11 protein-coding genes are annotated in these 13,091 nt (G+C 63.9%); 7 read left to right on the top strand and 4 right to left on the bottom strand.

Annotated features, from left to right (window positions below):
- The first annotated feature begins 32 nt into the window (after window positions 1-32).
- The 4 genes from GGD63_RS26855 (at window position 33) to GGD63_RS26840 (ending at window position 5,659) form a co-directional block, all read left to right on the top strand.
- Window positions 33-1,217: a methionine adenosyltransferase gene (locus GGD63_RS26855; protein ID WP_183246211.1), complete on the top strand. Its 1,185-nt coding sequence runs from the start codon at window positions 33-35 to the stop codon at window positions 1,215-1,217.
- A gap of 125 nt (window positions 1,218-1,342) precedes the next feature.
- Window positions 1,343-2,050, top strand: a complete 708-nt coding sequence (locus tag GGD63_RS26850; RefSeq protein WP_183246210.1) for an ABC transporter ATP-binding protein — start codon at window positions 1,343-1,345, stop codon at window positions 2,048-2,050.
- 4 nt (window positions 2,051-2,054) lie between these two features.
- Window positions 2,055-4,418, top strand: coding sequence for an ABC transporter permease (locus GGD63_RS26845; RefSeq protein WP_183246208.1), 2,364 nt, complete (start codon window positions 2,055-2,057; stop codon window positions 4,416-4,418).
- Between the two features lie 2 nt (window positions 4,419-4,420).
- On the top strand, window positions 4,421-5,659 hold the full coding sequence (locus tag GGD63_RS26840; protein ID WP_183246206.1) for an efflux RND transporter periplasmic adaptor subunit: 1,239 nt from the start codon (window positions 4,421-4,423) through the stop codon (window positions 5,657-5,659).
- On the opposite strand, the gene GGD63_RS26835 is transcribed toward GGD63_RS26840, so the two are convergent.
- A complete protein-coding gene (locus GGD63_RS26835) occupies window positions 5,628-6,089 on the bottom strand; it encodes a GNAT family N-acetyltransferase (protein WP_183246204.1) in 462 nt (153 codons plus the stop codon). The two genes, GGD63_RS26840 and GGD63_RS26835, sit on opposite strands and share 32 nt — an antisense overlap.
- A 132-nt stretch (window positions 6,090-6,221) precedes the next feature.
- On the opposite strand from GGD63_RS26835, the gene GGD63_RS26830 reads away from it, so the two are divergent.
- A complete protein-coding gene (locus GGD63_RS26830) occupies window positions 6,222-7,850 on the top strand; it encodes an amidase family protein (protein WP_183246202.1) in 1,629 nt (542 codons plus the stop codon).
- 42 nt (window positions 7,851-7,892) lie between these two features.
- Here the strand turns inward: GGD63_RS26830 and GGD63_RS26825 are convergent, their stop codons facing one another.
- Window positions 7,893-8,351 carry a GNAT family N-acetyltransferase gene (locus tag GGD63_RS26825; RefSeq protein WP_183246201.1) on the bottom strand — a complete coding sequence of 153 codons (459 nt, stop codon included), beginning with the start codon at window positions 8,349-8,351 and terminating at the stop codon, window positions 7,893-7,895.
- 272 nt (window positions 8,352-8,623) lie between these two features.
- Between GGD63_RS26825 and GGD63_RS26820 the strand changes: the two genes are divergently transcribed.
- Both GGD63_RS26820 and GGD63_RS26815 read left to right on the top strand, forming a co-directional pair.
- The gene (locus tag GGD63_RS26820; protein ID WP_183246199.1) at window positions 8,624-10,036 is read left to right on the top strand and encodes an enoyl-CoA hydratase/isomerase family protein; all 1,413 of its coding nucleotides are present in this window, start codon (window positions 8,624-8,626) and stop codon (window positions 10,034-10,036) included.
- Window positions 10,037-10,317: 281 nt separating this feature from the next.
- Complete coding sequence (locus GGD63_RS26815) at window positions 10,318-11,280, top strand: tetratricopeptide repeat protein (RefSeq protein ID WP_183246197.1); 963 nt, start codon at window positions 10,318-10,320, stop codon at window positions 11,278-11,280.
- Window positions 11,281-11,370: 90 nt separating this feature from the next.
- Here the strand turns inward: GGD63_RS26815 and GGD63_RS26810 are convergent, their stop codons facing one another.
- The gene (locus GGD63_RS26810; RefSeq protein WP_183246195.1) at window positions 11,371-12,165 is read right to left on the bottom strand and encodes an alpha/beta fold hydrolase; all 795 of its coding nucleotides are present in this window, start codon (window positions 12,163-12,165) and stop codon (window positions 11,371-11,373) included.
- A 263-nt stretch (window positions 12,166-12,428) separates the two neighbouring features.
- The gene (locus GGD63_RS26805) at window positions 12,429-12,998 is read right to left on the bottom strand and encodes a TetR/AcrR family transcriptional regulator (protein ID WP_183246193.1); all 570 of its coding nucleotides are present in this window, start codon (window positions 12,996-12,998) and stop codon (window positions 12,429-12,431) included.
- Window positions 12,999-13,091 lie beyond the last annotated feature (93 nt).

Below are 13,091 nucleotides of genomic sequence, written 5' to 3'. Positions count from 1 at the left end.
AAGCGGCTTGATGAACGCTGTGGTCCACTCTCATGTTTGAGCTTGTTGTTTCGCGGCTGGAGTCTGCTGACGATGTTGAAGTCGTCGAGCGCAAGGGCCTCGGCCATCCGGACACCATCTGCGATGCTCTTGCCGAGACGTTGTCCCGTAACCTCTGTCGGGAATACCGCAGCCGGTTCGGCCGCGTGCTGCATCACAACGTCGATAAGGCGTTGTTGTGTGCGGGCAAAGCCGCTCCGGCCTTCGGCGGCGGCCGCGTGATCGAGCCGATAAGGATCCTGCTGGCCGGGCGCGCGATCGCCACTGAGACGATCCCGATCGCGGAGATCGCGGTCGAAGGCTCCAGGTCGTGGTTGAAGACAAATCTTCACGCGCTGGATCCGGATCGTGATGTCCGGTTCGAGGCGCTGGTTCGGCAGGGGTCAGAGGATCTGCAGGCACTGTTTTCGCGCCGGGATCCGGAAGGCCTCCTGCTGGCCAATGATACGTCGTTCGGGGTCGGGCACGCTCCATTGAGCGCGGTCGAACGGCTCGTATTGGCCGTCGACCAGCAACTGCACGGCCGCGCCCGTACGCACGACCATCCAGCCTGGGGCGAGGACATCAAGGTCATGGCAGTGCGAAAAGGCACGCGGCTCAGGCTCACGGTCGCCTGCGCGATGATCGGTCGATATCTCGCCGGTGTCGACGACTATCTCGAACAGAAGGCCGCCCTCGCGGCCTGGGTCTGTGGATGTGCTGGCGACCACGGCTTTGCAGAGTGCGAGGTCGTCGTCAACGCGGCCGACGACATTGAATCCGGAAGCGTCTACCTGACGGTCACCGGCACGTCGGCAGAAGGTGGAGACGATGGCCAGGTCGGACGCGGCAATCGCGTCAACGGATTGATCACGCCGTGCCGGCCGATGAGCCTGGAGGCTGCTGCAGGCAAGAACCCCGTCAGCCATGTCGGCAAGATCTACAACGTCCTGGCGGCACGGACGGCCGAAAAGCTGGTCTCCCTGATTCCGGAGGTCAAGGAAGCGCGGTGTCTGATCGTCAGCAAGATCGGCGCGCCGGTCGACAACCCGGCTCTCGTCCATCTCCATTTGGCGATGCGGCAGGGCGTCCCGCTGGAGCAGGTCAAGACACGGACCGAAGAAGTGGCCGCCGCTCAGTTTGACCAAATTTCCGAGCTCATCAACGAGCTCGTTACCGGAACGATCGGAGTCTTCTGAACCCGACGCGCTCGGCCGATTTCCGGCCGGGGCTGTATGACCGAGGCCATAGGTGCCTGGACTCTGAGGTAAATCAATACGGCACCGCCGCAAGCGTTGCAGACTGTCCTCAAGAGGAGAGTCCAATGAGCCGGCCTGTCTTCACCGCCAAGGGCCTGACCAAAATCTACGTCTCCGGCGAGGTGATGGTGCATGCCCTCAACGAGGTCGACCTCGACATCGCCGAGAAGGAAGTGGTCGTGCTGCTCGGCCCCTCCGGCAGCGGCAAGACGACGTTGCTCAACATCATGGGCGGCCTCGACCGACCGACCAGCGGCCGGCTGTTCTTCCGCGATCTGGATCTGACCGATCTCGAGGACCGCGATCTGACGAAGTATCGCCGCGACCATGTCGGCTTCGTCTTCCAGTTCTACAATCTGGTGCCGAGCCTCACGGCTTTCGAAAACGTCGCGCTGGTCACCGAGGTCGCGAGGAACCCGATGCGGCCCGCCGAAGCGCTCGCCCTGGTGGGGCTCGAGGAGCGCATGCATCACTTTCCCGCCCAGCTCTCCGGCGGCGAGCAGCAGCGCGTCGCCATCGCCCGCGCGATCGCGAAGCGTCCCGCGGTGCTGCTCTGCGACGAGCCGACCGGGGCGCTGGATTCGAAGACCGGCATCCGCGTCATCGAGGCGCTGCTCGGCGTCAACCGGCAGCTCGGGACCACCACGGTCATCATCACCCACAATGCCAGCATCCAGGAGGTCGCCGACCGGGTGCTGTTCTTCGCCGACGGTCGCATCTCCCGCATCCGGACCAACGAGGCCCGGCGGGAAGCCGCCGAGCTCACCTGGTGACAACATGAAGGTGCTCGACATCAAGCTGTTTCGCGACGTCAGGCGGCTCTGGGCGCAGGTGCTCGCCGTCGCGCTGGTCGTCGGCGGCGGGGTTGCGACGCTGGTGCTCGCGGTGGGCTCGCATCGATCGCTGGAGGAGACCCGGATTGCTTACTACGAGCGCTACGGCTTTGCCGACGTGTTCGCGCAGGCGAAGCGGGCACCGAAGGCGCTCGCCGACAGGATCGGCGAGATCCCCGGCGTCGCTGCCGTCGACACCCGCATCGCCAAGCTGGCGCTGCTGGACATTCCCGGCTTCTCCGCGCCTGCCAGCGCGCAGTTCGTGTCGCTGCCCGACAACGGCGAGCAGCATCTCAATCGGCTCTACATGCGCTCCGGGCGGCAGCCGGAGCCGGGACGGACGGAAGAGGTCGTCGTCAACGAGCCGTTCGCCCGGGCGCACGGCTTCGCCGAGGGAGCGCGGTTCTCCGCCATCCTCAACGGCAGGAAGCGCGAGCTCGTCATCGTCGGCACCGCGCTGTCGCCGGAGTTCGTCTACACGGTCGGGCCGGGCGACCTGATGCCGGACGATCGCCGCTACGCCATCGTCTGGATGTCGGAGAAGGCGCTCGCCGGCGTCTACGATCTCGACGGCGCCTTCTCGGCGGTCGCGGTCAAGCTGCAGCCCGGCGCCTCCGAACGCGAGGTGATCTCGCGGCTCGACGCTTTGCTCGATCCCTATGGCGGGCAGGCGGCCTATGGTCGGAAAGATCAGATCTCGCACGCCTGGCTCGACCATGAGCTCGACATGCTCAACCACATGAGCCGCACGCTGCCGCCGATCTTCTTTCTGGTCGCCGCCTTCCTGGTCAATCTCACCCTGACCCGGCTGGTCGCGCTCGAGCGCGAGCAGATCGGGCTTATGAAGGCCCTAGGCTATCGCGACGGCAGTATCGTGTTGCACTATCTGAAATTCGTCGCCGTCATCGTGCTGATCGGGATCTCGATCGGGAGCGCCGTCGGGACCTGGCTGGGATTCCGCGTCACCGCGCTGTTTGGGGATTTCTTCCATTTTCCATTCCATGTTTTTACCGGAGCGCCAGATGTGTACCTGATTGCGGGTACTCTCAGCGCGGCGGCCGCCGTCATCGGCGCAATCCGTGCCCTGCATGACGTGGTGCGCTTGCCTCCGGCCGTCGCGATGCAGCCGCCCGCACCGCCGAGCTTTCACCGTCTCGTACCCGCGTCAGTCTCCCTTGAGGGATTTGTCTCTCAGCCGACACTGATGATGCTGCGCAACATCTCGCGGCACCCAATTCGCGCAACACTCACGGCGCTTGGAATGGCGCTGGCGACCGCGATCCTGGTGGTCTCGCTATTTCTCCGCGACACGATGGAGCAATTGATCGATGTGACCTATTTCCTCGCCGATCGGCAGGACGCGACGGTAAGCTTCATCGAAAAGCGGACCGAGAACGTGGCTACACAGATGGCGCGACTTCCGGGCGTTCTGGCCACCGAGCCGTTTCGCGAGGTGCCGGTCCGGATCCGGCACGGCAACGTTGAACGCCGCATCATGATCAGCGGCCGCCCGCCCGATGCGGACCTTCGGCGCGTCATTGACGTCGATCTGCGGTCAGTCGAGCTTCCTTCGACAGGGCTTGCGATCTCCGGATGGCTGGGAAAAATCCTGGGGGTTCAGGCGGGGGATTGGGTTGAGGTCGACCTGCTGGAGGGCGCGCGGCGAACGGTAACTCTCCCGGTTCTTGCGCTGGTGGAGGATTATTTCGGCATCAGGGGCATGATGAACCTTGAAGCGCTGACGCGCCTGATGCGCGACGCTCCTGTCGTCAGCAGCGTCAACCTCAGCCTCGACGACAACAAGAGGGAAGAGTTCTACGCAGCCGTCAAGGCAATGCCGACCGTCAGCGGTGTGGCGCTGCAGAGCTCCTCGCTTGCGAACTTCCGCAACGCAGTGGCGCTGATTGTTACGACGATGGCCAGCATTTACACGGGTCTCGCGGCCGTCATTGCCTTCGGGGTTGTCTACAACAACGCCCGGATTTCACTTTCAGAACGGGCGCGTGAGCTCGCAAGCCTCAGGGTGCTCGGTTTTACACGCGGCGAAGTATTGCGCATTCTCCTGCTGGAACTCGCGATACTCACGTTGATCGCCCAGCCGCCGGGATGGGTCATGGGCTACGGCCTCGGCTGGATCATGAAAACCAATCTGGCCGGTGAAATCATGCGTGTGCGCGGCGTCATCGAGAACTCCACCTACGTTGCCGCCAGCGCGATTGTCGTTCTGGCCGCGGTCGCCTCCGCCTTCATCATCCGTGAACGCATCGACAAGCTGGACCTCGTCGCGGTCCTCAAGACGCGAGATTAGCCATGCCCGCCAACTGGACCAAACGCATCATCGGCGCCGTGCTCCTGGCCGCGCTCGTGGCAGGGCTGGCCTGGTTCGCCTGGCCGCGGCCGGTTCTGGTCGATCTCGCGACGGTTGCGAAAGGCCCCATCGAGGTCACGGCGGACGACGACGGCAAGACCCGCGTGCGCCACGTCTATACCGTGTCGGCGCCGATTGCGGGGAAGGTGCTGAGGATTTCGCATCCGCTCGGCGAGCAGGGGCCTTCGCTCCACGTCGGCGACGAGGTTGCCGCGAACCAGACCGTCGCCCTGATGCAGCCCGCGCTGCCCGGCTTCATCGACGCGCGCTCGCACGACCAGCTGCAGGCCGAGGTTTTGGCCGCAGATGCCGCCATCCAGCAGCAGGAGGCGGAAGTGCAGCGGATCGAGGCTGCGCTGGACTTTTCGCGGACCGAGTTCCAGCGGGCGCAGACGCTGTTGCGGACGCAATCCACCTCGGCCCAGGCCCACGACAAGGCGAAATTCGAGGTGGCCACCAGTGAGGCCGCCCTGAAGAGTGCCAAGGCCCAGCTCGAGATGCGCCGCGCGGTGCGGACCAGCCTGGCGGCGCGGCTGATGGATCCGGCGAGCGCCGTCCCGTCGGCGGAGCCGACCTGCTGCATCCGGGTGCTGGCGCCGGCAGGCGGTCGGGTGCTGAAGATCGTCCAGGACAGCGAGACGACGGTTCTGCCCGGGACGCCGCTGGTCGATATCGGCAACCCGCTCGATCTCGAGGTCGTGGCCGACCTGCTCTCGACCGACGCGGTCCAGATCAAGGTCGGCGCGCCGGTGCGGATCGACGGCTGGGGTGGACAGCCGATCGCGGGAAAGGTGGTCCGGGTCGACCCGGCCGGCTTCCTGAAAGTCTCCGCGCTCGGCATCGAGGAGCAGCGCGTCCGCGTGACCATCGATTTCACCGACCCGCCTGAGAGCTGGGTCACGCTCGGACACGACTATCGCGTCATCGTCCACGTCACCATCTGGAGCGCTCCCGGCGCGCTGACCGTGCCGGTCAGCGCCTTGTTCCGGCGCGGCGGCCAGTGGGCCGTCTTTGTCGACGAGAACGGCCGCGCCAAAACAGTTCCGGTCCAGATCGGGCACCGCAACAGCCGCACCGCCGAAGTTCTCGCGGGCCTGGCCGCAGGCGACCGCGTCGTGCTGCACCCGAGCGACCGCATCAGCCACGGGATCAGGATCGCGCAGCGAGCAATCGCTCCATGATGATGGTGCGTTCGGCACCATAATAGCTGTCGCGCACGGCGCTGAACCCGAGCCGCGCATAGAAAATCTCGGCGGTGACCGACGAAGGGACCGTCAACGAGGGAATATTTCGCTCGCGCGCGGTGCGCTCGATCTCGGTCATCAGCAGCTTGCCGATACCGCGGCCCTGCACTTCGGGAGCCACGAAGACGGTGCGGACGACGCTTCCGTCGAGGCTTGCCGTTGCAACGACGCGGATGCCAATGGTGGCAACGAAAACGGTGCGCTGCCCGATCAGTTGGCGCACGGCGTCCGGGCCGAAGCTGCGCTCGACCCTTTCGATGATCTCCTCCGTATAGTCCTTCGCGTTCGTTTCGCGCAGTGCACGCAAGATGACCGCGCTGATAGCGTCGGCGTCATCGTCGAGCGCTGGCCGGATCGCGCATTCCATGGATTGCTCCACCGAAGTGTTCGCAAATGACTGGACGTTGAGCCTGCGCCATAGCTGCGGCCTCAGCTTGTCACCCGACCAGGCTTGATGCTACCGTAAGTAGCATATCCGGGGCCAGCCAAGAAGCACAGCATGAAGAAGCCAGCCCGCCGCAACGCGAGCCTCGCTGCGGCCGAGGTGCGGGTCGAGCCACAGCTCGCGAATGCGCCCATGAGCGACATCATCGACGCCTTGACGGCCGGGCGGGTCAACGCGACGGCGCTGACCAAAGCCTGTCTCGCGCGCATCGAAGCCTTTGACCGCGCCGGGCCCATGCTCAACGCCGTCCGCGCGCTCAATCCCGACGCACTCGCGATCGCAGGCAAGCTCGACGGCACCAGGCCGTCCGCCAAACGGCCGCTGGCCGGCGTCCCCATCCTGCTGAAGGACAACATCGCGACCGGCGACGGGCAGCCGACCACCGCCGGCTCGCTGGCGCTGGAGGGGGCGCGCGCGAAAGGCGATGCCACACTCGTCAAGCTGTTGCGGAAGGCCGGCGCCGTGATCCTCGGCAAGGCCAACCTGACGGAGTTTGCCAACATTCTCGCGACCGACATGCCGTCGGGCTATTCGTCGCTGGGCGGTCAGGTGAAGAATCCCTACGTGCCGACGCTGCTGGACGATCGGGGCATCCCGGTCGTCGACCCCGGTGGCTCGAGTTCGGGTTCGGCGGTCGCTGTGGCCGCAGGCCTGTGCGCCGCTTCGATCGGCACCGAGACCTCGGGCTCGCTGCTGCACCCTGCCAGCCGGAATGGCATCGTCACCGTAAAGCCGACCGTCGGTTTGATCAGCCGTGCCGGAATCGTGCCGATCGCGCACAGCCAGGACACCGCGGGGCCGATGACGCGCACCGTGCGCGACGCGGCGCTGCTGCTGAACGTGCTGGCCGCCAAGGATCCGCGCGATCCTGCGACGGAAGGGCAGAAGCGGCCGGCCGATTACAGCGCCGACCTCACGCACGATGCCATGAAGGGCGCGCGCATTGGCGTGCCGAGCGATCCCGCCGACCCGATGAACGATCCCTATTACGGCAAGTTGCCGCCCGACCGGACCAGGCTGATGGCCGACGTGATCAAGGTGCTCGAGGATCTGGGCGCCATCATCGTGCGCGCCAGCATGCCGGCGGCTGGCTGGATGAGCGGGCCGGGTACGACCATGGCGGTGCTCAATCGCAATCCGCTGAGCGGCAACAAGGGCAATCCGGTCGCGCAGCGGATCGTTTTCCTCTACGAGCTGAAGCACGATCTCAACCTCTACCTGAAGGATTGGGCGACCCACACCGACATCAAGACCATCGCGGACATCGTGGCCTTCAACGAAGCTCATGCCGACAAAGCGCTGCGCTTCGGCCAGGACCTGTTTCTCGCCGCCAACAACACTAGGGGCGATTTGAGCGAGCGCGAGTACAAATCGGCGCGCGCCATGGACCTCCTCGCCGCCAGGACCCGCGGCATGGACGCCTACATGAACCAGCACAGGCTGGACGCCGTCCTGTTCCCCGGCGCGACCGGCGCGGCGATCGCCGCCAGGGCCGGCTATCCCAGCGTCATGGTGCCCGGCGGCTTCGTCTCGGGCGCCGACGGCAAGGACACGCCCGACTATCCGCTCGGCGTCAGCTTCGCCGGCCGTGCCTGGAGCGAGCACAAGCTGCTGCGTCTCGCCTACGCCTTTGAGCAGGCATCCTGCATGCGCAAGCCGCCGCCGGGGCTGCGGGCGCCTTGACCCCGCGAGCGGGCTGGTTGATTTCGCCCGCGCCGAGGCGGTTTACTGGCCAACAGCAGGCTCAAGGCTCGGCAGATGTGCTTCGTGAGACCAGGGTTGACCGTCTATCCGGCTAAATCCAATCGTTTCCCAAAACCGCGCAGCGCCATCATTTCCTGCATGGACAGTTACAGTGGAGACCTTCCCGGCTGCTTCTTGCAGTAAGGCGTTCGCGATGGCCTTGGCAATTTTGCGTCTTCTATAGTTGTGGTGCACGTAAAGCCGCCGCATCCGCCACACGGGTACCGGCGTCGGTGCAGGCTCAGTGGTAATCGCTCCGATGCCCACCAATCTGCCATCCAGGTGGCACGTGAATATCGCGTGAAACATGGCTCGATCGTGTGCGAATTCCGCGACCAGACGGGTCATGTGCGCGTGTCCATATGCCTTGGCATCGGCCTCCAGCTCAGGAAAATCTGCGGGAAGAGTATCGGCGGTTCGCTCAAGGGAAATGATGGTCATGACGTCGTACTCCCGGCCATCGCGCCACGTCCGATTACTACGAGCTTTTCCGTCGAAAAAAGTCAAAGCAGAAGTGGGATGCTCCATTTCGGCCGACCTCTGCTTTGGATCGGAGAGCGGTCGCCCGCTCATGGACGCGGTATGTTGGCTATGGGCCAGCGGAAATTGGCCAGTATGTTACTCTTGCAAAGACGCACCGACTGCGCGTCAATAGCATTTTCATTTCCGTAACGTGTCCTTCGCTCTACCTCCGCCTGCTTTCGGGGTGCCCAATGCTTTCAATCCCTCGTGAACAGCATTCACCGGTGCTCACCGCCGCGCTGCCGGGCGCCGAGGTTGACTCGTTTCTGGCAATTCGCGACCGCGCAGTCGCAACCGCCGCAGAGGCAGATTTGCGTGCTGCGATCCTGGCCGGCCGTTCGTTGCTCGCGCGATTGCCGCTGCGATCGCAGCGAACGCCCGCGCAAAAGAAGGCCGGCGAGGCCATCGTTCATCTGACTGCCGACGCTACGTGGCGATTTTTCCGGTGTCACGCCGTGTCGATGTACCGTGACCTCACGCGCGAAGGCGCGCGATCCCTTCGTGTGGATGCGCTCCTTTGGGAAGCTGCAGCACGCTGGCCGGATATTTTGCCCACTCAGGCCGAGTTGGCTGCCGAGAGCGATCGCATGCAGGCTGACAAGGATGGCCTCGAGATTCATCAGGGTCTGTTCGTCAGCCAGATCATGGCCAATATCCAGACAGGGCATCACTTGATGCGTTCGATGTTGCGCCCTCGAGCTGAATCGCTGGCGCTTCTGCCCGAATTTGTCGCCACCGGCTACGTCGATTTGGGCACCGCACGTGTAAGGGTGCAAGGCGAAGCGGGCCATGTGACCATTCACAACGGACGATACCTCAATTCCGAGGATGACACGGTGGTTGGTCCGCTCGAGATCGCGACGGACCTGGCGTTGCTGCATCCGGAAGTCAAGATCGGAGTGTTGCGGGGCAGCCCAGTCGATCATCCGAAGTACCAGGGCCAGCGCGTGTTTTCATCGGGAATCAACCTGACGCGCATCTATCAGGGCAAGCAGAGCTATCTGTCTTTCCTGTTCCGAAGCATGGGGCTGCACAACAAGCTCTACCGCGGCGTGTTGATCGAGAATGAACCCGATCGCCTCGATGCGCCGATCGAGGAGCCTGAGCGCACCTGGGAGAAATTGTGGATTGCCGCGGTCGACAAATTCGCGATCGGCGGCGGCTGCCAGCTCCTGCTCGTCGTCGACTACGTGATTGCCGAGGCAGGCTCCTATTTCAATCTGCCCGCGCGCAAGGAAGGTTTCCTGCCCGGCGCCGCGAACATGCGGCTGCCGCGCTTTGTCGGTGAACGGTTGGCGCGGGAGGCGATCTTGTTCGATCGTATGTTCTACGCCGATACGCCGGAGGGCCGGCTGATCGCCAACGAAGTCGTGCCGTCCGAGGAGATGGATTTGGCTGTCTCGCGCTGCATCGAGCGTGCCATTGGATCGGGAATGGTGAGCCCTGGCGCAAATCGGAAGGCCATCCGGCAGCAGACCGAGCCGCTGGAAGCGTTACGTAAGTATCTGACCACCTACACCTTCGAGCAGGCTTTCCTGCATCTTAGCGATCAGCTGATCGTCAATCTCGAAAGGCACTGGAACGCGCGGCAACGAAAGCTGTGAGTACGGGCCGTTCGTCAAAAGCCGTCCGAGCCGGGAGCCCTCAGGGAGCCGCTGGCGTTGTGGTTCGCCATGCTTCAACAGCTCGGGCAATGATGATGTGACGACGCCCGCCGGCTGCATCAGCCACGCTGTCATGCGGTCGATCGCGCTCGTCCTCCTGGCCGGTATTTGGCGACCGGCCGGTGATTGGTCCGTAAGCCGCGGCTGCATTGAACCTATCCGGCTTCCGGGAGCACCAACGGCGCGTAGGTCCCAGCTCACCGCGGACGAAGGAACGCGCGATGAAGACCCTGAAAGCATCGATCTGTGTTGCGGTCACGGCGCTTGCTTTGAGCCTGTCGTTCGCCGCGCCGTCCCATGCCGAAGAGGGCGAGGCGGGCACGCTCACGCGGCAAATGAAGGAGCTTTATCGGGCCGGGAAGTACATGGAAGCGCTGCCACTGGCCCAGAAGTCCCTGGCCCTTCGCGAGAAGGAGTTCGGCCCTGATGACGCGGGCGTCGCCATGCCGCTCAACGACCTCGGCACGATCCATTACAATCTCGGCCAATACGCCGTTGCCGAGCCGCTGTACAAGCGCGCGCTGGCCATCCGGGAGAAGACGCTCGGTCCGGATCATGCGGAAGTCGCAATGGTGCTGAACAATCTGGGCGATCTCTATCGCGCGGAAGGGCGCTACGCGGAAGCAGAGCCGCTGCTGAAGCGATCGATCGCCATCGACGAGAAAGTGCTCGGCGCCGACGATCCGTCGATCGTCCTGCCGCTGAGCAACCTCGGCGCCGTCTACAGCAGCCAGGGCCGATACGATCAGGCCGAGCCGCTGTTCAAGCGGGGACTGGCCGTGCTCCAGAAAGCGCTCGGCCCCGACGATCCCGAAGCCACGGTGCTGATGAACAACCTGGCCGATGCCTACATCAATCGGCATCGCTATGCCGATGCCGAGCGGCTGCTGAAGCGGTCGATGGTGGTGACCAAAAAGGCGTTCGGGCCTGATCATCCCGACATCGCGCAGGCGCTGAACAATCTGGCTGCGCTCTATGCGCGTCAGGGGCGTAACGCCGAGGCCGAGCGGCTGTTCAAGCGGTCGGCGGCCATTTTCGAGCAAACTCTCGGTCCCAACCATCCGGATCTCGCCGGTGTCCTGGATAATCTCGCCGGTCTCTACAAGGATCAGGGCCGCTATGCCGATGCCCAACAGGTCCTGAAACGGTCGATGGCCATCCGGGGGAAGACAAGGCCGATCTGAAGAGAGCGCAGGATGGGTAGAGCGACCGGTCCGCCGTAGCTCGAAGAGTGAAGGCGGATGCTCCACCCATCGAGTTTGATCAGACCGATCTCACGCTGCTTTGGTCAACACGTCGGTCAACCAATCCGGCTCGGCAATCATGACCGAGTGGCCGGACGTCGTGTTTTCGAGGACCGTCCAGGAACTGTCCGCCCTGCACTCCGCCGCCGCCTTGTCCATCGCAGCCAACTGGAATTTCGGCAGGCGGATGTAGGTCTTCTTGGCCACCTTTTCGCGCGCTCCCGAGAGCTTGACCGGCTGCAGGAATGTGCCGATGGGGTGTGGGGTCACCTTCGACAACACCCAGGCAACATCCTTCGGGTCGCTGAATGCAGTCGGAGGAAGCGCTTTGGGAGCCGGACGGCTGATTGCGCCCTCTTCGATCGGGAAGGGGACCAGGTCTCGAAACGACTGGCCGTCCGCGGGCTTGATGGCATCAACCCAGACGATGGACGACACCCGGCTTCCGATGCGTTCCAGCGCGCCCGACGCCGGACAGCCGCCATAGGAATGGGCAACAAGGCAGATATCCGTCAGGTCTTCCCATTCGACGAGATTGGCGATGTCGGCAATGTGCGTGTCGAGCGTGATGTCCTTGTTCAGAAGGTGGGAACGCTCTGCTAGTCCGGTCAGCGTCAGCGGATAGACGCGATGCCCCTGTCTCTGCAGGCGTTCGGTGACGCGATGCCAGGACCAGGCGCCGTAATACGCGCCGGGAACGAGCACATAGGTTCTCTGGGGCGATTGCGCGCGGGCCGGACTGATGAAGGTGCCTGACGCCAATGCAGAGGCTGAGCCTGCCGCAGCACCAAGGAGTCTGCGACGCGTGATGCTTGAACGGATCATGAAATAACCCCGTTGGATTGAATGATTGATGCTTGAAATAATGCACCTGAATGATCGTGCAGGCGCATCCTAGCGCGCACGATGGCTGGAGCGAAGCGAAACCGATCGGCTTCTGCTCGCAAATTGCGCTCGGCCGACCCAGCTGTCCCGGAAGGCCGGGCAGATGATCGCGTCCCTGCTGTCGGACGCTGGCCAACGCCCAGCGGATCGAAGTCTCGGCCAGCATGCGGCTGCAGCTTGGTTGAGCGTTCGGTTTGCCCCGCTCAGGAATCGAGAAATCCGCGGACGAGCAGCGCGATCCGCTCGTCACGCGCGCTCCGCCTGATCCGGCCGGAACGCTCGAGCTCCGCCAGTCCATGAAGAGCGGCCCAGAATGTCTCGGTCGCGGCCTCGACGTCGCTCCTGGACGGCGAGACAACCGCGGCCAATGCCGCAAATCCTTCTTTCAGCTCCGGTTTGGTGTCTGCTTCCGCGAAGTGGAGCCCAGTCGGCAGCGTGAACATCGCTTGGTAGAGTGCCGGGTGCTGCCGGGCAAAGGCGAGATAGGACGTTGCGACGCTCTCGATCGCCTTGCGACGATCGGCCGATCGATGCGCGGCTTTGTGAAGCGCTTTTGCGAGTTCACCGAACCCTTCGATGGCGACCGCCGTCACGATTGCGTCCCTGTTCTCGAAGTGAGAATAGAGAACAGGCTGGCTGTACTCGATCTCGTCGGCGAGGCGGCGGATAGTGACGGCACTCCATCCCTCCCGTTCGGCAATCGCCCGCGCCGCCGCGGTGATGCGCCGCTCCCGCTCGGCCCGTTCCCTGCCCTTCCTCTCCGCGCTCCCCAAGACCTGATCTCCAAACCGTGATGGCCCCAAGCCTATCAGCACTTGATAATCTAGCAATGCTAGATTACGTAGCGAAGTAAAGAAAAAGGACGG

The sequence above is a fragment of the Bradyrhizobium sp. cir1 genome, assembly GCF_014198245.1.
GTDB lineage: Bacteria > Pseudomonadota > Alphaproteobacteria > Rhizobiales > Xanthobacteraceae > Bradyrhizobium.
The sequence above is the reverse complement of the archived record's forward strand: the minus strand, read 5'-3'. Positions and strand labels throughout refer to the sequence as shown.

Bases quoted from the DNA above. Each gene is read 5' to 3' on its own strand.
- GGD63_RS26825 (WP_183246201.1), bottom strand. From the start codon at position 8,351: ATGACCATCATTTCCCTTGAGCGAACCGCCGATACTCTTCCCGCAGAT.
- GGD63_RS26810 (WP_183246195.1), bottom strand. From the start codon at position 12,165: ATGATCCGTTCAAGCATCACGCGTCGCAGACTCCTTGGTGCTGCGGCA.
- GGD63_RS26840 (WP_183246206.1), top strand. From the start codon at position 4,421: ATGCCCGCCAACTGGACCAAACGCATCATCGGCGCCGTGCTCCTGGCC.
- GGD63_RS26830 (WP_183246202.1), top strand. From the start codon at position 6,222: ATGAAGAAGCCAGCCCGCCGCAACGCGAGCCTCGCTGCGGCCGAGGTG.
- GGD63_RS26855 (WP_183246211.1), top strand. From the start codon at position 33: ATGTTTGAGCTTGTTGTTTCGCGGCTGGAGTCTGCTGACGATGTTGAA.
- GGD63_RS26850 (WP_183246210.1), top strand. From the start codon at position 1,343: ATGAGCCGGCCTGTCTTCACCGCCAAGGGCCTGACCAAAATCTACGTC.
- GGD63_RS26835 (WP_183246204.1), bottom strand. From the start codon at position 6,089: ATGGAATGCGCGATCCGGCCAGCGCTCGACGATGACGCCGACGCTATC.
- GGD63_RS26845 (WP_183246208.1), top strand. From the start codon at position 2,055: ATGAAGGTGCTCGACATCAAGCTGTTTCGCGACGTCAGGCGGCTCTGG.
- GGD63_RS26820 (WP_183246199.1), top strand. From the start codon at position 8,624: ATGCTTTCAATCCCTCGTGAACAGCATTCACCGGTGCTCACCGCCGCG.
- GGD63_RS26815 (WP_183246197.1), top strand. From the start codon at position 10,318: ATGAAGACCCTGAAAGCATCGATCTGTGTTGCGGTCACGGCGCTTGCT.